Source organism: Thermomonas sp. XSG (genome assembly GCF_014678725.1).
Taxonomy (GTDB): Bacteria; Pseudomonadota; Gammaproteobacteria; order Xanthomonadales; family Xanthomonadaceae; genus Thermomonas.
This window is the reverse complement of record NZ_CP061497.1, coordinates 2,022,724-2,040,792: the sequence shown is the minus strand read 5'-3', so window position 1 is coordinate 2,040,792 and position 18,069 is coordinate 2,022,724. Positions and strand designations below refer to the sequence as shown.

15 protein-coding genes are annotated in these 18,069 nt (G+C 69.5%); all 15 read right to left on the bottom strand.

Annotation, left to right across the window (positions count from 1 at the left end; genetic code table 11):
* Positions 1 to 42 precede the first annotated feature (42 nt).
* Entirely contained in the window at positions 43 to 2,109 is a 2,067-nt protein-coding gene (locus ICG51_RS09580; RefSeq protein ID WP_190280148.1) for a TonB-dependent copper receptor, read from the bottom strand.
* A gap of 57 nt (positions 2,110 to 2,166) precedes the next feature.
* Positions 2,167 to 2,574: a DUF2946 family protein gene (locus tag ICG51_RS09575; protein WP_190280147.1), complete on the bottom strand. Its 408-nt coding sequence runs from the start codon at positions 2,572 to 2,574 to the stop codon at positions 2,167 to 2,169.
* Between the two features lie 25 nt (positions 2,575 to 2,599).
* Entirely contained in the window at positions 2,600 to 4,585 is a 1,986-nt protein-coding gene (tkt, locus tag ICG51_RS09570) for a transketolase (protein ID WP_190280146.1), read from the bottom strand.
* Between the two features lie 76 nt (positions 4,586 to 4,661).
* Positions 4,662 to 5,963 (bottom strand): dicarboxylate/amino acid:cation symporter, encoded by a 1,302-nt coding sequence (locus tag ICG51_RS09565; protein ID WP_223809425.1) that lies wholly within the window; start codon positions 5,961 to 5,963, stop codon positions 4,662 to 4,664.
* Between the two features lie 45 nt (positions 5,964 to 6,008).
* Positions 6,009 to 7,679 carry a BatD family protein gene (locus ICG51_RS09560; RefSeq protein ID WP_190280144.1) on the bottom strand — a complete coding sequence of 557 codons (1,671 nt, stop codon included), beginning with the start codon at positions 7,677 to 7,679 and terminating at the stop codon, positions 6,009 to 6,011.
* Entirely contained in the window at positions 7,676 to 9,448 is a 1,773-nt protein-coding gene (locus ICG51_RS09555; protein WP_190280143.1) for a VWA domain-containing protein, read from the bottom strand. The genes ICG51_RS09560 and ICG51_RS09555 overlap by 4 nt, the downstream gene beginning before the upstream one ends.
* Positions 9,445 to 10,464 carry a VWA domain-containing protein gene (locus tag ICG51_RS09550; RefSeq protein ID WP_190280142.1) on the bottom strand — a complete coding sequence of 340 codons (1,020 nt, stop codon included), beginning with the start codon at positions 10,462 to 10,464 and terminating at the stop codon, positions 9,445 to 9,447. The genes ICG51_RS09555 and ICG51_RS09550 overlap by 4 nt, the downstream gene beginning before the upstream one ends.
* Positions 10,461 to 10,919 carry a DUF4381 domain-containing protein gene (locus ICG51_RS09545; protein WP_190282437.1) on the bottom strand — a complete coding sequence of 153 codons (459 nt, stop codon included), beginning with the start codon at positions 10,917 to 10,919 and terminating at the stop codon, positions 10,461 to 10,463. The genes ICG51_RS09550 and ICG51_RS09545 overlap by 4 nt, the downstream gene beginning before the upstream one ends.
* 2 nt (positions 10,920 to 10,921) lie before the next feature.
* Positions 10,922 to 11,866 (bottom strand): DUF58 domain-containing protein, encoded by a 945-nt coding sequence (locus ICG51_RS09540; RefSeq protein ID WP_190280141.1) that lies wholly within the window; start codon positions 11,864 to 11,866, stop codon positions 10,922 to 10,924.
* Positions 11,867 to 11,889: 23 nt separating this feature from the next.
* The gene (locus ICG51_RS09535; protein ID WP_190280140.1) at positions 11,890 to 12,882 is read right to left on the bottom strand and encodes a MoxR family ATPase; all 993 of its coding nucleotides are present in this window, start codon (positions 12,880 to 12,882) and stop codon (positions 11,890 to 11,892) included.
* Positions 12,883 to 13,047: 165 nt separating this feature from the next.
* The gene (locus ICG51_RS09530; RefSeq protein WP_223809424.1) at positions 13,048 to 14,973 is read right to left on the bottom strand and encodes a type IV pilus secretin PilQ family protein; all 1,926 of its coding nucleotides are present in this window, start codon (positions 14,971 to 14,973) and stop codon (positions 13,048 to 13,050) included.
* Positions 14,974 to 15,124: 151 nt separating this feature from the next.
* Entirely contained in the window at positions 15,125 to 15,655 is a 531-nt protein-coding gene (locus ICG51_RS09525) for a pilus assembly protein PilP (RefSeq protein WP_190280138.1), read from the bottom strand.
* Positions 15,652 to 16,329, bottom strand: a complete 678-nt coding sequence (gene pilO / locus ICG51_RS09520; RefSeq protein ID WP_190280137.1) for a type 4a pilus biogenesis protein PilO — start codon at positions 16,327 to 16,329, stop codon at positions 15,652 to 15,654. Before pilO ends, ICG51_RS09525 begins: the two co-directional genes overlap by 4 nt.
* Positions 16,326 to 16,943, bottom strand: a complete 618-nt coding sequence (locus ICG51_RS09515) for a PilN domain-containing protein (protein WP_190280136.1) — start codon at positions 16,941 to 16,943, stop codon at positions 16,326 to 16,328. Before ICG51_RS09515 ends, pilO begins: the two co-directional genes overlap by 4 nt.
* Positions 16,943 to 18,001: a pilus assembly protein PilM gene (locus ICG51_RS09510; protein WP_190280135.1), complete on the bottom strand. Its 1,059-nt coding sequence runs from the start codon at positions 17,999 to 18,001 to the stop codon at positions 16,943 to 16,945. The genes ICG51_RS09515 and ICG51_RS09510 overlap by 1 nt, the downstream gene beginning before the upstream one ends.
* Positions 18,002 to 18,069: the final 68 nt, after the last annotated feature.

Here is an 18,069-nt window from a genome sequence, read left to right as displayed (position 1 = left end):
GCCGCGCATAGCGGGATTGACCGGCCACGCGCGGCACACGGATCACAGCGAGAAGTTGAGTTTCAGCCAAAGATTGCGCCCCGGCTCGTTGATCCGCACCGGCATCGCCGGGTAGCCGAAGTCGGCGTTGCCGGCCAGGTTCAGGTGCTCGCTGTAGCGGCGATCGAACAGGTTGTCGACGCCCGCGGACACCTGCACCCGCTCGCTGACACGATAGCCACCATTGAGCGCCAGCGTTGCGAAGCCCTTGCTGGAGCCGAGGTCGCGGCCGGTGACATTGCCCTGGCTTGCCGCCACGCGGGTCTGCGCGGCCACCGCCCGCAGCAGCACGCCGGCGTTCCAGCGGCCGTTGTCCCAGGCGGCAGTGAAGCGGCCCTCCAGCGGCGTCATCTGCGGCAGCGCGGTGCGGGCATCGGCGTTTTCGCCCCAGGCCCAGGCCACGCTGCCGCCCAGCGTCCAGTCCTTGCCGGGGCGGAACTCGCCGCCGGCTTCCGCACCGTGAATGCGCGCATCGACATTGGTCGCCATCGAGGTGCTGCCCATCATGCCGCCGCTCATGTAGCGGAACAGGATGAAGTCATCGACCCGCCCGAGGTACCCGGACACCCACGCGCCGCCGCGCGCGCCGCGCCACTGCAGGCCGGCATCGAGCTGGGTGGTCTTTTCCGGCTGCACGCCGACGAAGGCGTTGACGCTGCCCATCGGCCCGCGGGTGGGCGAGAACAGCTCCCAGTAGTCGGGCATGCGCTGGGTATGGCCCACGCCCGCGAACCAGCCGAAGCCGCTGCCGACGATGTCGCGTTCAAAGCGGAGGAAGCCTGCCGGCAGGGTTTCGCTGCGGGTCTGGCCGAAGCTGGGATTGGCCATGGCCGGGGTGCCGACGGTGGCACGGCTGTCGGTCGCTTCGGCGTGATCCACGCGCGCACCCGCCACCACCCGCCGCGCGTCGGCCAGCGCCCATGTGCCTTCCGCGAACAGCCCCTGCTGGCGGAAGCCGGCATCGTTGGTCCACGGCTGCGCGCGCCAGGCATCGCGGCCCATGGCATTGCGGCGGCGGTGGTCGCTGCGCTGGGCATCAAGGCCGGCGACCAGCGAGAACGCCTGCCAGCCCCATTCCAGCGCGACCCGCCCACCGCTGGTGGTGCGCTCGACGTTGGAACCCATCGGCATCGGCATGCTTCCCCCCGGGTTGGGCGTGCGCAGGCTGTAGTTGTCCATCACGTGATCGGCGGCGTTGCGGTAGGCATTGGCCTCCACCTTGCGCAGCGTGCCGGCGAAGGCCTTTTCGAAGCGCAGGCCGAGGCTGTCGCGGCGGAACTGCGAGCCGTCCATGCCGCGGCCGGCATAGCGCGCCCACGCGTCACCGGCGCCGACGGAGAGCTCCAGCAGGGTGTCGGCATCGGGCGTCCAGCCCAGCGCCAAATCGGCATTCCATTTGTGCCAGGCCGACAGCACCCGCGCACCATCGCCGTCGTCGTAGTCGCGCGCTTCCGAACGGTTGGCATCCAGCCGCACGTAGCCGCGCGGGGCGCCGGCCAGCAGCTCCAGCACCTGGTCGTTGCGGCCGAAGCTGCCGCCGAGCAGGCTGCCCTGCGCGCGCAGCTCGCGCTGCTCGAAGCGCGGCGTGTCGCGCTCGAAGCGGACCGTGCCGGCCGAGCCCACCGGCCCCCATTGCACGGTCTGCGGGCCTTTCACCACCACCAGGGAATCGAAGGTTTCGGGGGCGACGTAGGACATCGCATTGTCCATCCGCGAAGGACAGGCGCCATGCATGCTGCCGGCATTGGTCAGCAGGTTCAGGCGCGAACCGAACATGCCGCGCAGCACCGGGTCGCCGTTGGTACCGCCGTTGCGCAGCGCGGTGAAGCCGGGAATGGTCTTGAGGTAATCGGCGCCGTCGCTGGCCGGCACCGGCTGGCGCGGCAGCTTGGGATCGGTTTCGAAGGTCAGCGGCTGGGTCTGCATGCCGATGACCACCACGCGGTCGAGGGTTTTTGCCGCTTCCTCGCCATCGGCGGCGAGGGCGGAGACGGGGAACAGCACGGCGGCAAGCGCGCAGGCAAGCACGCGGCGCGACGGCGCGGCCGTCGCGGAACGAAGGGGATTCATGTTGGCTCCAAAGCACAAGTGGGGAGGCGGGATTCCGCCAGGTGGAACGCTTGTGGTTCAGAGCAGGATCGGTGGCCCTCGCGCGCCCAGGCCGCGCAGCAGCGGTGGCGCATGCGGGGTGGGCAATGTCGACGCCGGCAGCAGGCGACGGCGCAGCGGCGGCAGGAACAACGCCAGCGCCAGCAACACCGGCGCCAGCGCGGACAGCAGCGGGCAGTAACCGCAGTATTCGTCGGGCATGCCGCCGGCCGGCATCGGCGCCGGCGTGCCGCCGCTGTCGGCCAGCAGGCTCGTCTTCGTAAACGCCATGCCGTCACTGGTGCACATCGCCAGCACCATGTCCGGCAGCCGCTGCGCGTTGCTTTCCAGCCAACGGCTGACGGTCGGCATCAGCGACACCAGCAGGATGGCCGCCAGTGCAAGGCGGGCCATCCAGTGCCGGAAATGGCGGGAACGCAGGATCATCGCAAGGGCAAGGCTACGCGCGATTTCAGAGCGCGTTGCTGACTTCGATCAAACGTTCGACGGTAATCCCGAAGTGCGGGAACAGCGCATCGGCCGGGGCGCTGGCGCCGAAGCTGTCGATGCCCACCACCGCGCCGTCCAGGCCCACGTACTGGCGCCAGAAACCGGTCACGCCGGCCTCCACCGCCACCCGCTTGCGACAGGCCTTCGGCAGCACCGCCTCGCGATAGGCCGCATCCTGGCGCTCGAACACGTCGGTGGACGGCATTGACACCACGCGCACCTTGTCGCCCAGCTTCTCCGCCGCCTGCATGGCCAGCCCGACCTCGCTGCCGGTGGCGATCAGGATGAGCTCCGGCGCGCCCACGCTGTCCTTCAGCACGTAGCCGCCGCGGGCGATGTCGGCCAGCTGCGCGTCAGTGCGCGCCTGGTGCGGCAGGTTCTGGCGGCTGAACACCAGGCAGGACGGCCCATTGGCGCGGGCGATGGCCGCCTTCCAAGCCACCGCCGATTCCACCGCGTCGCAGGGACGCCAGACGTCGTTGTTGGGGATCTGGCGCAGCGAGGCCATGTGTTCCACCGGCTGGTGGGTGGGGCCGTCCTCGCCCAGGCCGATGGAGTCGTGGGTGTAGACGTGGATCGCGCGCACGTCCATCAGCGCACTCATGCGCACCGCGTTGCGGGCGTAGTCGCTGAACACCAGGAAGGTGGCGTCGTAGGGAATGAAGCCGCCGTGCAGGGCCAGGCCGTTGCCGATGGCGGTCATGCCGAACTCGCGCACGCCGTAGTACACGTAGTTGGCGTCCGGGTCGTTGCCGGCCACCGACTTGCTGCCCTTCCACAGGGTCAGGTTGGAATGGGCGAGGTCGGCCGAGCCGCCCACCAGCTCCGGCAGCAGCGGCGCGAACGCTTCGATGGCGTTCTGCGAGGCCTTGCGGCTGGCGATCACCGGGCCGTCCTGCTGCAGCCGTGCAATGAAGGCATCGGCCGCGGCCTCGAAACCGGCCGGCAGCGCACCGGACAGGCGGCGCTCGAACTCGGCGGCGGCTTCCGGATGCGCGGCCTTGTAGGCGGCGAAACGGGTGTTCCAATCGGCTTCAGTGGCGGCGCGGTCGCGACCGCGCCAGCCGGCGTAGATGTCCTGCGGAATCTCGAACGGCGCATGCGGCCAGCCCAGCGCTTCGCGGGTGGCCTGCACTTCGTCCTTGCCCAGCGGTGCGCCGTGGCTGGATTCCTTGCCTGCCTTCGCGGGCGAGCCAAAACCAATCGTGGTGCGGCAGCAGATCAGGGTCGGCTTGTCCGACGACTTCAGCGCGGTCTCGATCGCGGTCTTGATCTCCACCGCGTCATGCCCGTCGACGCCGCGGATCACGTTCCAGCCATAGGCCTCGAAACGCTTCGGCGTGTCGTCGGTGAACCAGCCGTCGGTATTGCCGTCGATACTGATTTGGTTGTCGTCCCAGAACGCGACCAGCTTGCCCAGGCCCCAGGTGCCGGCCAGCGAGGCGGCCTCGTGGCTGATGCCTTCCATCAGGCAGCCGTCGCCCAGGAACACCCAGGTGCGGTGGTCGACGATGGCGTGGCCGTCGCGGTTGAAGCGCTGCGCCAGCAGCTTCTCCGCCAGCGCGAAGCCGACCGCGTTGGCCAGGCCCTGGCCCAGCGGGCCGGTGGTGGTCTCGACACCGGGAGTGACGTGGTTCTCCGGGTGGCCCGGGGTGCGGCTGCCCAGCTGGCGGAAGCGCTTCAGCTCGTCGATCGGCAGGTCATAGCCAGCCAGGTGCAGCAGCGCGTACTGCAGCATCGAACCGTGGCCGTTGGACAGCACGAAGCGGTCGCGGTCGGCCCAGCCCGGGTTGGCCGGGTTGCACTTCAGGTAGTCGTTCCAGACCACTTCGGCGATGTCGGCCATGCCCATCGGCATGCCCGGGTGGCCGGAGTTGGCGGCCTGCACCGCGTCGATGGCGAGGAAACGAATGGCGTTGGCGAGGTCGCGGCGGCTGGGCGCAGTCATGGCGTGGGGCGAAGCGGAGGGAACGCCTATTGTCCCATCCCGCCGCCCGGAAACGGAAATCGCGCCCGCGCCGGGCTCAATCCATCGGATTGGCGGGGATTTCCTCGGCCTCGCCCTTCGACACCACCGCCGCCAGCATCAGGTCGCCGGTGACGTTCAGGGTGGTGCGACACATGTCGAGGAAGCGATCCACGCCGAGGATCAGGCCGATGCCTTCCGGCGGCACGCCCACCATCCCGCAGATCAGCGCCACCACCGGCAGCGAGCCGGCCGGCACGCCGGCGGTGCCGATACCGCCGAGGATGCAGACGAACATCACCGTCACCTGCTGCTGCAGGCTGAGGTCGACGCCGAAGAACTGCGCCAGGAACAGCACCGTCACGCCTTCGAACAGCGCGGTGCCGTTCTGGTTGGCGGTGGCGCCCACGGTCAGGACGAAGCGCGACACCTTGCGCGGCAGGCGCAGCTTCTCTTCCGCCACCTGCAGCGCCACCGGCAGGGTGGCATTGCTGGAGGCGGTGGAGAACGCCATCACCATCGCTTCCTGCGAGCCGCGGAAGAACTTCAACGGCGACCAGCCGCCGAGGAACTTCAGCATCAGCGAATACACCACCAACATGTGCAGCGCCAGCGCCAGCACCACCACGCCGACATAGGCGCCGAGCGAGCGCAGCAGGTCCCAGCCGAACAGCGCGGCCAGGTTGAACATGAAGCAGAACACCGCGTACGGCGCCAGCCGGATGACCAGTCCGATCAGGGTCATCGACACTTCGAACAGGCCCTGGATGCCCTGCAGCAGCACCTCGGTGGCCTTGCTGCGGGTCAGCACCAGGCCGATGCCCAGCATCAGCGCGAAGAACATCACCGCGAGGATCGTGTTTTCCGCAGCGGCCTTGACCACGTTGTCCGGGACGATGCCCAGCAGCAGGTCCACGCCCTTCGCCTGCGTGCCCACGCCGCCGACGATGGCCTGCGCGCGGTCGGCGCCCTGCGCCAGCATCGCGTCCGCCGCCGCGCGGTCGATGCCGGCGCCCGGCTGCAGCCAATTGACCAGCACCAGCCCCAGCACCACCGCCAGGCCGGACGCGATCACGGTGTAGCCCAGCGTCTTCCAACCCACCCGCCCCAGTGAGCGCACGTCGCCCATTTCGGCAACGCCCATGATCAGCGCCGAGAACAGCAGCGGGATGATCAGCATGAAGATCAGCCGCAGGAACAGCGTGCCTGCCGGCTGGGTGATGTTGGCGGTCAACCACTGCACCCAGCCCGCATCCGCCCCGGAAGCGTAGTGCGCCACCAGCCCCAGCGACAGGCCGGCGATGAAGCCGATCAGCATCTTCCAGTGCAGCTGCAGTTTGCCGGTCGCCGCTTTCGCCATCGTGTGGTCCCCCATCGAGGGGGCGAGCTTAGCAAACGCGCCGGCTCAGTCCGGATACAGCGGCGGGAGCAGGGATTGCGCGCCCTGCTTCGTCGGCCGCCAGTGTGCGCCGCCCGCAAACGCGGCGCGCAAAGCCTGCAGTGCGGCGTGCAGGTCGCCGCCGCCCCAGCGCGCTGCCTGCATCCGCCGCAACGCTTCCACCTGGGTCCCATCGTCCAGCCGCGCCAGCAGCGTGTCGAAATCGTCCCGCTGCAACCCGGCCTGCGCCGCCAGTGCGCGGCGGATGTCGCCGAAGTCGCCCGAGCGCAGCGCGGCATCGAGTGACGGCGGCGGCGCGACGGCTGGGCCACGGGATGGAGGCGAAGTGCCTGCAGGGATGCGCGCACGCCGACGCCGGGCGGCATTCACCGCAAGCGCCGCAAGCGCCCCCAGCAGCAACAGCAGCGGCAGCAACCAGGCCAGAGCCCGCTTCCAATCCAGCGAATGTGGCGACGCGCCTGCCGGACGCGATGTCGCATCCTTCGGCGCCTCCACGGTCGCCCCCTCCTCGGCACGCGTGGGCGGCGCTTCCGCGCCGGCGGCGTGCGCCCCAGCTGCCACCTGCAGCTGCAGCGGCGGCAGCGTGGCGATGCGCGCGCTGCCGCTCCCGGCATCCCACCAGCGGATCCGTGGCCCCGGCAGCGGCAACAGGCCCGGCTTTGACGGCACCAGCGAAAACCGCCGCCGCACGGTGGTGCGCGGACGGCCGTCGACGAACTGCTCCTCCACCCGCGGCGGGTCCGCGAACACCTGCGCATCCGCTACGGCACCAAGCTCCAACACCGGCACCTGCGCCGCGGTGGCGCCATCGGCCACCAGCTCCAGTTCGATCGCTGCCGCCTGCCCGGCGAACGCCTGCGTCGGCGCCTGCAGGTAGCGCAGCGCCAGCTGGCGCAGCGGCAGCCACGGCTGCGGCGCATTGTCGGGGATCGGCCGCACCTGCAGCCGGGTGTCCGGTGCCGCCGCCGACAGCGGCCGGCGGTCGTCATCGAACATCGGGCCACTGAAGCCGCCGCCGGTGATGCCGTTCAGACGCGCGCCGGCCAGTAACAGCGGACCGCTGCGTTCGGGAATCAGCAGGAAGCGCCGCTCCACCACGCTGTAGCGGCGCCCGCCCAGCAACCGCTCGTAGGTGATGTCCTCGCCCACCCGCTGCAGGCTGGCGCGCGCCGGCGGATCCAGCTCCAGCTGGCCGGACAGCAGCGGAACCGCGTAGTTCAGCCGCACGGTCACGCCCACCGCCTGCTGCACATAGGGCTGCAGCGCATCGACGCTGGTTTCCACGAACACGTCGGCATCCGCGCTGGCCTGCTGCACCGCAGGCTCCAGCACCACCAGCCGCAACGGCGCGGTGCTGGCGTTGCCGACCCGCAGTACCGGCACGCTGGCCAGGCCAGGCGCGCGCGGACGCAGGCCGACCGAGAACACCGACGTGCGCCGCGCCTGCCCGTTCACCAGCGCATAGCTGCGACGCACGCTCTGCCCGCCGATGTCGAACTGCGCCCGCAGCGGGGCGTAGTCGATCTCCGCCACCGGCTGGTCGGTGCTGATGTTCAGCGCCACGGTTTCGCCATAGGTGATTTCAGCGCGATCCAGCCACGCCCGCGTCTGCGCGGACGCCGGCAGCGCAACCAGTGCCAGCAGGAACGGCAGCGCGCGGGCGATCAGCCGGATCATGGCCCGCCACCTTCGCGCCGGCGCCGCGCTTCCAGCTGGAAACGGGCGCGCAGCAGCGCGCCGGGATCATCCGGCACACGCTGCAGCCACGCCTCGTTGGCCAACCGGCGCTCGCGCTGTGCCGGCGTTTCCCGCGCCGGCCCCGACGCTTCTCCCTGCGGTTTGCCGCGCTGGCCCTGCTGCTTGCGCAGCGCCTCCTGCATGCGCTGGCGCTGCGCCGCGTCGGCCTGCGCCTGTTCGCGTCCATCCGCCTGCGCGTCGGGCGCCCGGGGCTGCCCACCCGGCGACTGCTGCGCGCCCTGCTGCCCGGGCTGCTGATCCTGCCGGCCGTCGGGCGATGCGGGCTGCTCCGCGCTTTGCTGTCCGTTTTGCTGCTGCTTTTGACCTTGCTGTTGCTGTTGCTGTTGCTGTTGCTGTTGCTGTTGCTGCTGTTGCTGTTGCTGCTGTTGCTGCTGCCGGCGCGCTGCTTCCACCTGCGCGCGGTTGTAACTGGCATCGGCCATGTCCGGCCGCTCACGCAGCGCGCGCCCGTAGGCCGCCAGCGCTTCGTCGTAGCGCCCGGCCTGGGCCAGCGCGTTGCCGAGGTTGTACTGGGCATCGGCGCCGGTGAGGCCGGAAAATTCCTCGATGGCGCGCGGGTAATCCTTGGCCTTGTAGGCGGCGATCCCCGCCTGCAGCCGTGCGTGCGCAAGCTGGTCGGCGCGCTGCCAGAGCGTGCCGGTGCGGACATCCGCGTCCTGCGCGCGTGCCGGCGGTGGTTGCAGCCACAGTGCACCGGCCAGCAGCAGTACCAGCACGCTGCCGCGGCGGAACAGCGGCAGGAAGCAGATCAGCGCCAACGGCAGCAGCCATGCGCCATCGTCCTGCCATTGCGCCACAGCGGCGCCGCGCGCCGCGGCGCCATCCGCCTGCCGCGGCTCCAGCACGCCCAGCGCGCGCAGGTCCGAATCGTCCGCCGCCAGCGCGCGGTAGCCGCCACCACCGCTGGTCGCCAGCGCGCGCAGCGACGGCGCATCCAGCCGCGCCTGCGCCAGCCCGCCCGGGGTCTCGAACACGCCGCCCTGCGCCGTGCCCAGTCCAAGCGCCGACACCCGATAGCCGGCTGCAGCGGCCTTGGCCGCCGCCGCGATGGTGGCAGCATCCGCGTGATCGGTCAGCAGCAGGATGTCGCCACGCGGGAAGCCGGCCTGCTGCAGCAGGCGCTGCGACCAGGCGATGGCGCGATCGATGCGCTGACCGTCGGCCGGCATCACGTCCGGCGCCAGCGCGTCGAGGAACAGGGCAACGTTGCCGGCATCATCGGTGAGTGGCGCGACGGTATAGGCGTCGTCGGCGAACACCACCAGCGCGACCTGCCCGCCAGCGCGCTCGCGCAGCAGGCTGGCCAGCTTGGCGCGCGCCTGCGCCAGGCGGGTCGGCGGCAGGTCGCGGGCAAGCGCGGCGCGGGAAAGATCCAGCGCCACCACCAGCGGCTGCCGGCTTTGCCACAGCGGCTGCGCCTGCTTGCGGAAGCTGGGCCCGGCCAACGCCAGCAGTGCCAGCACCAGCCCCAGCACGGCCAACCGCCGCGCCCACGCGCGGCCCGTCGCAGGTGCACCCGGTTCCAGCAGGTGAGGCAGCAGGTGCGCATCCACCGCCTGACGCCATCCGGAGCGTTGGCGCGCCCGGGCGCGCAGCCGCCAGGCCAGCAGCGGCACCAGCAGCAGCGCCAGCAGCCACCACGGCCGCAGGAAATGCAGTTGCGCCAACGCAGTCCAGATCCCGCTCATGCAGCGCGCCTCCGCGCCAGCAGCACCAGCGCGCCAAGGCCCAACGCCAACCCCAGCGGCAGCGGATAGCGTTCGATGCGCGGTCGCACTACCTGACCGGCCCGCTGTACCGGCTCCAGCCGGTCGATCTCGGCATAGATGCCGGCCAGCTCGTCCACCGCGCGGGCGCGAAAGAAGCGGCCGCCGGTCAGTTGGGCGATCTTTGCCAGACCGGCTTCGTCGACTTCATCGCCACCGCCCAGCGGCAGCTGGAAGCCGAACACTGACACCGCGGCGCCGGCGCCGCCGAACGCGATGGCATGGATGCGCACATCGGCGTCGCGGGCGATCTGCGCGGCGCGCTCGGGTTCCAGCAAGCCGGCGGTATTGACCCCGTCGGTCAACAGGATCAGCACGCGATCGCGCGTCGACGCGTCCGCATCGCGCTGCCGCAAACGCTTGGTGGCCAGTGCGATCGCATCGCCCAATGCGGTGGCCCGACCGGCCAAGCCGACCACGGTGCCATCGAGCTGCTGGCGCACGCTCTCGCGGTCCGGCGTCAGCGGGGTCAGCGCATAGGCTAGGTCGCCGAACACGATCAGGCCGACGCGGTCGCCGGCGCGGCGATCAAGGAAATCGGCCAGTACCGCCTTCGCGGCGGTGAGGCGATCGACGATGCGGCCACCCAGCTCCATGTCCTCCTCGCCCATGCTGGCCGACAGGTCCACCGCCAGCATCAGTTCGCGGCCGGCCTGCGGCGGCGCCACCGGCGGGCCCAGCTGCTGCGGGCGCGCGGCTGCCACGCACAGCAGGCACCAGGCCAGCCACCGCAGCCACGGGAACCCGCGCGCCTGCGGCCGGCCATCGCCGCCTTCGGCCACTTCACGCAGGCGCCGCCACGGCACCCGCAGCGCGGCCTCGCCGTCACCGGTGCGCAATGGCGGCAGCAGCTGCAGCAGCCACGGCACTACCACTGCCAGCAGCAGCCACGGCCAGGCGAAGCCGTCGATCCCCACCAGTTCGCGCAGCGCCGTCATGCGCGATGCATCCACCGCAGGTAACGCCGACGTGCGACCACGCGCAGCGCTTCCACCGCAGCCGGATCGACGGCGGGCCGGAACGCGCCATCCACCAGCAGCGCGCCCGGCCCATGCAGGAATGCAGGCGGCTTCAGCCCGGCGTCGAGAAAGGCCAGCCACGCATCGCCCTGCAGGCGATCCGCCTGTGGATCGATGCGCCTCGCTGCGCGTCGCAGCAACTCGGACATCGCCGCGACCTGCGCCGGCGGCGATGCCGCCCGCGCCACCGCCTCATCGAAATAGCGGGCGAGTTCACGGCGATGACGCTGCCGGCGCAGCCACCAACGCCCCAGCCAGAGCGCGAGCAACAGCACGATGCCGAGCAACAGCCACCAGCCAGGCGCAGGCGGCCACCAGTCCGGCGCGATGCCCGGATGCACGTCCTTCAGCTGCAGCGTCGGCGCGGATTGCAGCTTCACCCCGTCCTCCTCGCCGGGCCATCCAGCAGCGCCAGCCACGCATCGGCGGGATCATCGCTGGACAGCGGCTGGGCGCGGATGCGCTGGCGTTGCAGCAGCGCCTGCGCGGCCTGCATCGGCGCGTCGAAGGCCTGTTGCCAGCGCTGCCGGACCGCGGCCGCATCCAACGCCAGCTCCAGGCGTTCGCCGCCCAGCGAAAACGGCAGGCGCGCCACCGGCGGACGCCGTTCCAGCGGGTCGGTGAGCAACAGCACCACGGCGTCGTGATGCTGGCCGACGCCCGCCCACAGCGGAGTAGGCACCGCCAGCACGCTGGCCGGGTCGGCCAGCATGATCACCCGCGAACCCGGCCGCAGCAGGCGACGCGCGTGCTCGAGCGCTTTCGCCAGCCCGGCATCGTCCTCCGGCGGCCGCGCATACCAGCGCACCAGCGCATCCAGCACGCGCAGTGCGCCGCGCTGGCCGGAAGCCGGCGCCACCGGCGCTTCCTGCGATGCGCCGCGCAACGCGGCGATGCGGTCGCCATCGCGCGCGGCCAGCCATGCGGCAAGCGCACCGACGCGTGCCGCCTGCACCGACTTGAAGCGCACCCGCGTGCCGAAGTACAACGCCGGCGCGGTATCCGCCACCACCAGCGTGAGCCGCTCGCGTTCGGCCTGGAACAGCTTGGTATGGGCCTTGCCGCTGCGCGCGGTCAGCCGCCAGTCGATGTGGCGGGCGTCGTCGCCGGCCGCGTATTCACGCGACTCCGCGTATTCCATCCCACGCCCGCGCAGGTTGGACAGCGCGTGCCCCTGTATGCCGTGCTGGCCGCGCCGGGGAGGCCGCCGGCCCTGCGCCAGCGCGCGCAGCGCCACCAGCTCGGCGAGGCTGGGCACCACGCCGTCGCCCACCGATGACCCGATGGTCGGTTGTTCTCCGGATAGCGGTGTCTGGGCCATGCAGGTGCCGATTCCGGGCCCGCTTACGGCAGCGGCACCAGCCGCAGCAGCTCGCCCACCAGCCGCTCGCCATCCCAGCCCTCGGCGGTGGCCTCGAAGCTGGGCAGCACGCGGTGGCGCAGCACGTCGGGTGCGACCGCACGCACGTCATCGGGGGTGACGTAGTCGCGTCCGTCCAGCCACGCCCGGGCCCGCGCGCAGCGCTCCAGCGCGATCGACCCGCGCGGACTTGCGCCCCAAGCAATGCGCCTGCCCAGCGCGGCGTCGTAGCGGGCGGGGTCGCGCGATGCCAATACCAGCTCGACCAGATAGCGCTCCAGCGGCGGCGCCATGTGCAGGTCGAGCACGGCGCGACGGGCGGCAAACACGTCGGCCTGCGCGATGCGCGATGCCGGCGCGGTGGCAGGACGCAGCGCATCGCGGGCGCGGTCCCGCGCCAGCCGCAGGATCTCGGTTTCGGCATCGGCCTGCGGATAGCCGATCCGCACATGCATCAGGAACCGGTCCAGCTGCGCTTCCGGCAACGGGAACGTGCCCTCCTGCTCGATCGGGTTCTGCGTGGCCATCACCAGGAACAGCGATGGCAGCGGATAGGTCGCCCGGCCCACCGTCACCTGCCGCTCGCCCATCGCCTCCAGCAGCGCCGACTGCACCTTGGCCGGCGCGCGGTTGATCTCGTCGGCCAGCAGGATGGAATGGAAGATCGGCCCGGGCTGGAATTCGAAACGTCCATCCTGCGGCCGCCACACCTCGGTGCCGGTCAGGTCGGCCGGCAACAGGTCGGGAGTGAACTGCACGCGCGCGAAGTCCGCCTCCAGCCGCGATGCCAGCGCGCGGATCGCGGTGGTCTTGGCCAGCCCCGGCGCGCCCTCCACCAGCAGGTGGCCATCCGCCAGCAGGGCGATGAGCAGGCGTTCGATCAGCGCGGATTGGCCGACGATTTCCTCCGCAAGCGCGTCTCGCAGGCCGCGGAAGACGGCGTGCAGGCGTGAGCCTTCGGGTGTGGCGTTGTCCATGTCTTTCCCTCGATCGCAGGCAGCTTCGACCTGTCGCAACGGCAAAGGTTCGCATGCGCGGCGCGTGCTGGCGAACCGGCGTACGGGCGCCACTCGAAACTGCCGGCACCGGAAACGGAACGGGAGCCTTTCGGCTCCCGTTCCAATGACTACCGTCGGCGCCCGTCAGTGCTGGGCGACGCGCATGACCTTCGGCGTCACGAACACCAGCAGCTCGGCCTTGCTCTTGCTCCGGTTCTTGTTGCGGAACAGGTTGCCGAGCAGCGGAATGTCACCCAGGAACGGCACCTTTGAAATCTCGGAGGTATCGCTGAACTCGTAGACGCCGCCGATCACCACCGTCTGGCCGTCCTCGACCAGCACCGCGGTATTGACTTCGCGCTTGGCGATCTGCGGCACCTCGCCGAAGGTGCCCATGTCCACGAAGCCGTCCAGCTCGTCCTTCTTCACCGCCAGGTTGAGGAACACGCGGCCGTCGTTGGTGATGGTCGGCGTGACCTTCAGCTCCAGAAGCGCTTCCTTGAACGCGACGGTCGGGGTGAGCTGGCCGCCGGCGCCGGTCACGGTGAGGTAGCCGATCTCCTTGCCCTGCCGGATCACCGCTTCCTTCTGGTTGCTGGTGACGATGCGCGGGTTGGAAATCACTTCGCCACGACCCTGGGTCTGGATCGCCGACAGCTCGATGTCGAGCAGATAGCCCGCATTGAGGATCGACAGCGCCAGCGAACCGGCGTTCATCCCGGTCATGGCGGCCGGCAGGTTGCTCATCAGGCTGCGAGTGATGGTGTTGACGCCGTAAGTCGGCGTATTGGTACTCCATCGACCGGAGCCGGGCGCCTGCGGGGCATCGGGATCGGCGGGCGATCGACCGCTACCGCCGGTCAGATAGCTCCTCAATGCGTCCGTGTAGAGCTTGTTGTTGGCATTGTCCGTGCTGGTCACGGATTGGCGATTAGTCAATGTGTCGCTCAGATCGCCGCCATACGACACATTGTCTTTGTTCCCGCTGATGCCGAACTTGGCCCCAAGCTCGCGCGCCACGTTCTCGTTGGCGATCACGATGCGGGCCTCGATCACCACCTGGTCGACCGGCTTGTCGAGCTGCTGGACCAGGTCCTTGATGTTGGCCACCCGCTGCGGGATGTCGATCACCAGCAGGGTATTGGTGCGCTTGTCGAAGCTGATGCTGCCACGGCCGGACAGGAAGCCACGGTCCTGGGCGCTTTGGCCACCCTGCGAACCACCACCCTGCTGGTTGCCCTTGCTTTCTTCGGTCAGCAGGCGGGCGATGTCCTCGGCATTGGCGTAGTTGACCGGGATGTACTCGGTCACCTTCTCGGCGCGTTCCTCCAGGTTGATGCGGGCGTCTTCCTTGGCCTGCTCGAAATCTGCGATTTCCTTCTGCGGGGCCACCCACACCACGTTGCCGCTGCGGCGCTTGTCCAGCGACTTGGCCTGCAGCACCAGGTCCAGCGCCTGGTCCCAGGGCACGTTGACCAGGCGCAGGGTGACGTTGCCCTGCACGGTGTCTGCGGCGACGATGTTGAGGTTGGACTCGTCGGCGATCAACTGCAGGACGGTGCGCACCGGCACGTCCTGGAAGTTGAACGTGACCGGCTTGCCGCCATAGCGCACTGCACTGGCGCTGCCGGCAGCGCCGCTGGCGGTGGCTCCGACGGCGGGCATCCGGCTCTCCGCCTTCGCCACCGCAGGTGCGGCCGCACGCGGCAGGATTTCCACGATGTATTCATTTCCGCGCTGGTAGGCCATGGACTCGAACGTGCCCGTGGTCCCCAGCACCAGCTGGGCGCCATTGCTGGTCGCACGCGCATCGATCCGCTGCACCGGGGTGGCGAAATCGGTCACGTTGATCGGGCGCTGCAGTGCCGCCGGCAGCTGCGCATTGCCGATATCGACGACCACGCTGGAGCCCATGTTGCGCAGGTCGGGCGCAGCGCCGTCGCCGGAGAAGCGCAGGATCAGCTTGCCTGCTCCCCCGTCGCCGCGCTTGAAATCGATCGCGGAGACAGTGACTGCTTCCGCGGTGCGCTTGGCGGGATCCGCCATGGCGCCGGTCGCGGACTGGCCCATCCCCACCAGCACGGGGCTGGCGGGCGAAGCGGCCGCGCCGGCTGCGTAAAGGCCTGCCGCGAGGCCGGCCGCAAGTGCCCGGAGGGGCAAGGGACGCCGGACGATCTGCGTTTGCTTGGCGTTGGTGACGGTCATCGGTCTATTCCCCAAATCAATTGTCTTCGAGCGCCAGCTTGGCGGGACGTTCCAGCCAGCCGCCTGCGCCATCCGGAACCAGTTCGACCAGTTCGATCCGGTCTTCGTAGACGCCGGTCACCCGGCCGTCGCTTTGCCCCAGGTAGGCCCCCGGGCTTACCCGGTAGGTCACCTTGTCCGGGGCCATCACCAGCGCCACCAGGTTCTTGCCGCCTCCCAGCGAGCCCACCATCTTCAGGCTGTCGAGGGCGAACATTTCCAGCGTCTGCTTGCGCCGGCCCGGATCCGGCCGCGGGCCGCTACCGGCACCGTCTCCGCTGAAGGCCTGGTCGAACGGATCGCGCATGTTCTGCGCGGTGTATTCAAAGGTCTCGAACTGCTGCATGACCGGCAGCGGCGGCAACGCCGGGGCCGGCTTGGCCTTCACCTCGGCCACCCATTTCTCCAGGTCGCCGCGGCCACTGCCACATGCGGCCAGCAGTCCGCACAGCAACAACACCAATGCAAGGCGGGAGACGCGACGAAGCGATGTCAGGCGCATGGTCACTTGCCCTCCTTCTTGGCGGCGTCAGCGGCCGGCTCGGATTGCGCCGCTTCGTCCTCGTCCAGGTAGCGGTAGGTCTTGACCGTACCGGCCAGCTCCAGGGCGCTGTTGGCACTGATGCGGGCGTTCGGGTTGTCCTTGGTCTTCTTGGGCTGCAGCGAGATGTCGTGCATGGTCATGATGACCACGCGCGGCAGCGACGCCACGCCGCTGACAAAGGCGCCGAACTGGTGGTAGCTGCCCACCATCCGCAGCATGATCGGCTTCTCGGCGTAGAACTCCTGCTTCGCCTCCGGACCAGGCTGGAACAGGTCATTCTGGATGCCGGTGGCCAGTGCGGTCTGCGAGATGTCCACGATCAGGTCGGGCATTTCGGTCTTGCTGGGCAGCTGCCGCAGCATCTGCTGCAACTGCTGCTCCATCTGCGCCAGCTGCTGCTTGAGCGGCTCCAGGTTGGCGGCGCGCCCCTGCTTGGTTTCGAACTCGGTACGCAGCTCGGTTTCCTGGGCCTCGAGGCCCTTGAGCTCGTCACGCTTGCCACTGACCACCAGGAACCACGCCAACACCACCAGCAGTAGCACGATCAGGCCGCAGAAACCGAGCTGCGCTTCGCGCGGCCAGTTGCCGATGTTGTTGAGTTCCAGTTCGCGAAGATTGACCTTCTTCTTGTTGTTCACGACGCGGCTCCTCCAGCAGCAGGCGCAGACGCCGCCGGCACGACCGGCGCGGTCTCGCTGTCCTTGGCCGCGTTCGGGTTGGCGAGCTTGACCTTGAGGTTGAACTCGTAGGGCAGGCCGGCATTGCCTTCCTTGGCCTCGATCACGTTGAGGTCGGGGTTGGTCATCCAGCCCGAGCTCTCGAGGTTGCGCATGTACGTGGAAACCCGCGCATTCGACTGCGAACGACCGCTCAGGGTGAGGATGTCACCTTCCTGCTTGATCGCGGTCAGCGCCACCCCGTCGGGGATGGTGCGGACCAGCGAATCGAACAGGTGCACCATCTGCGCCCGGTTGGCCTGCAGTTGCTCGATCACTTCCTTGCGTGCCAGCAGCTTCGCCTGCTTCTTGTCGAGCGCCTCGATCTCCTTGATCTGGCCATCGACCTTGCTGATCTCCCCGCGCAGGTATTCGTTGCGGGCGGTCTGGCTGGAGATGCGGCCGCTATAGAAGCTGACGATCAGGAACGACAGCAGGATGCCGGCGAGGACCGCCAGCCCGAGCATGCCGGCGAACTCCTTCTGCCGGGCCTTGCGGCGCTCCTCGCGCCACGGGAGGAGGTTGATCCGTGCCATCAGTCGAAACTCCTCAGTGCCAGGCCGCAGGCGATCATCAACGCCGGTGCGTCCTGCGCCAGGGCATGCGCCTGCACGCGCGGGCCCAGCGTCATCTGCGCCAGGGGGTTGGCCATCACGCTCGGGATGCCGAGCTGCTCTTCCACCATCGCGGCGATGCCGGGGATGGAGGCGCAGCCACCCGCCAGCACCACCTGGTCGACGCGGTTGAACTCGCTGCCGGCGTAGAAGAACTGCAGCAGGCGGCTGACCTGCTGGACCATGGCTTCCTTGAACGGATCGAGCACCTCGATCTCGTAGCTTTCCGGCAGCCCGCCCTGGCGCTTGGCCAGGCCAGCTTCCTCGTAGCTCAGGCTGTAGCGGCGCATGACCTCATCGGTCAGCTGCTTGCCGCCGAACACGTTCTCGCGGGTGTAGATGCTGCGGCCACCGCGCAGGACGTTGAGCGTGGTCATGGTGGCACCGACGTCGACCAGCGCCACCAGCCCATCACGCGGCACGTTCAGCGTAGGTGCCATCAGCGCGAAGGCGTTCTCGATGCAGAAGGCCTCGACGTCGATGACCTTGGCGGCCAAACCGCCCAGTTCCAGCGCCGAGGCGCGGATCTCGACGTTCTCGGAGCGCGAGGCCGCCAACAGCACCTGCACCATCTCGGCATTGCCGGGCATCGGCCCCAGCACCTCGAAATCGAGATTCACTTCCTCGACCGGGTACGGGATGTAGTTGACCGCTTCGAGCTCGATCTGCGATTCCAGCTCGTCCTCGCTGAGCGCAGCGGGCATCGGGATCACTTTGGTGATCACCGAGGAGCCGGACACCGCAGCGGCGGCGTTCTTGACCCGGGTGCCCGAGCGCGCCACGGCGCGGCGGATCGCCTCGCCCACGGCCTCGACCTCGACCAGATTCTTCTCGACCACGGCATTCGGCGGCAGCGGCTCCACCGCGTAGTGCTCCACGCGGTAACGGTCGCCGGTGCGCGCAAGCTGCAACAGCTTGACCGCGGTCGAACTGATGTCCACGCCGATCAACGGCGGTTGCGCTTTCGTCCCCAGACCCACGGTATCTCCCCTTGCCACAGGCGCTTACGCGCAACAGGTGCTGTGCTACATGAATAACGGACTTTTCA

Excerpts from the sequence above, each read along its gene's own strand:
- ICG51_RS09565 (WP_223809425.1), bottom strand. The coding sequence starts at position 5,963 with ATGGCGAAAGCGGCGACCGGCAAACTGCAGCTGCACTGGAAGATGCTG.
- ICG51_RS09575 (WP_190280147.1), bottom strand. The coding sequence starts at position 2,574 with ATGATCCTGCGTTCCCGCCATTTCCGGCACTGGATGGCCCGCCTTGCA.
- ICG51_RS09550 (WP_190280142.1), bottom strand. The coding sequence starts at position 10,464 with ATGACGGCGCTGCGCGAACTGGTGGGGATCGACGGCTTCGCCTGGCCG.
- ICG51_RS09540 (WP_190280141.1), bottom strand. The coding sequence starts at position 11,866 with ATGGCCCAGACACCGCTATCCGGAGAACAACCGACCATCGGGTCATCG.
- ICG51_RS09515 (WP_190280136.1), bottom strand. The coding sequence starts at position 16,943 with ATGGCACGGATCAACCTCCTCCCGTGGCGCGAGGAGCGCCGCAAGGCC.
- ICG51_RS09555 (WP_190280143.1), bottom strand. The coding sequence starts at position 9,448 with ATGAGCGGGATCTGGACTGCGTTGGCGCAACTGCATTTCCTGCGGCCG.
- ICG51_RS09530 (WP_223809424.1), bottom strand. The coding sequence starts at position 14,973 with ATGGGCCAGTCCGCGACCGGCGCCATGGCGGATCCCGCCAAGCGCACC.
- ICG51_RS09535 (WP_190280140.1), bottom strand. The coding sequence starts at position 12,882 with ATGGACAACGCCACACCCGAAGGCTCACGCCTGCACGCCGTCTTCCGC.
- tkt (WP_190280146.1), bottom strand. The coding sequence starts at position 4,585 with ATGACTGCGCCCAGCCGCCGCGACCTCGCCAACGCCATTCGTTTCCTC.
- ICG51_RS09560 (WP_190280144.1), bottom strand. The coding sequence starts at position 7,679 with ATGATCCGGCTGATCGCCCGCGCGCTGCCGTTCCTGCTGGCACTGGTT.
- ICG51_RS09580 (WP_190280148.1), bottom strand. The coding sequence starts at position 2,109 with ATGAATCCCCTTCGTTCCGCGACGGCCGCGCCGTCGCGCCGCGTGCTT.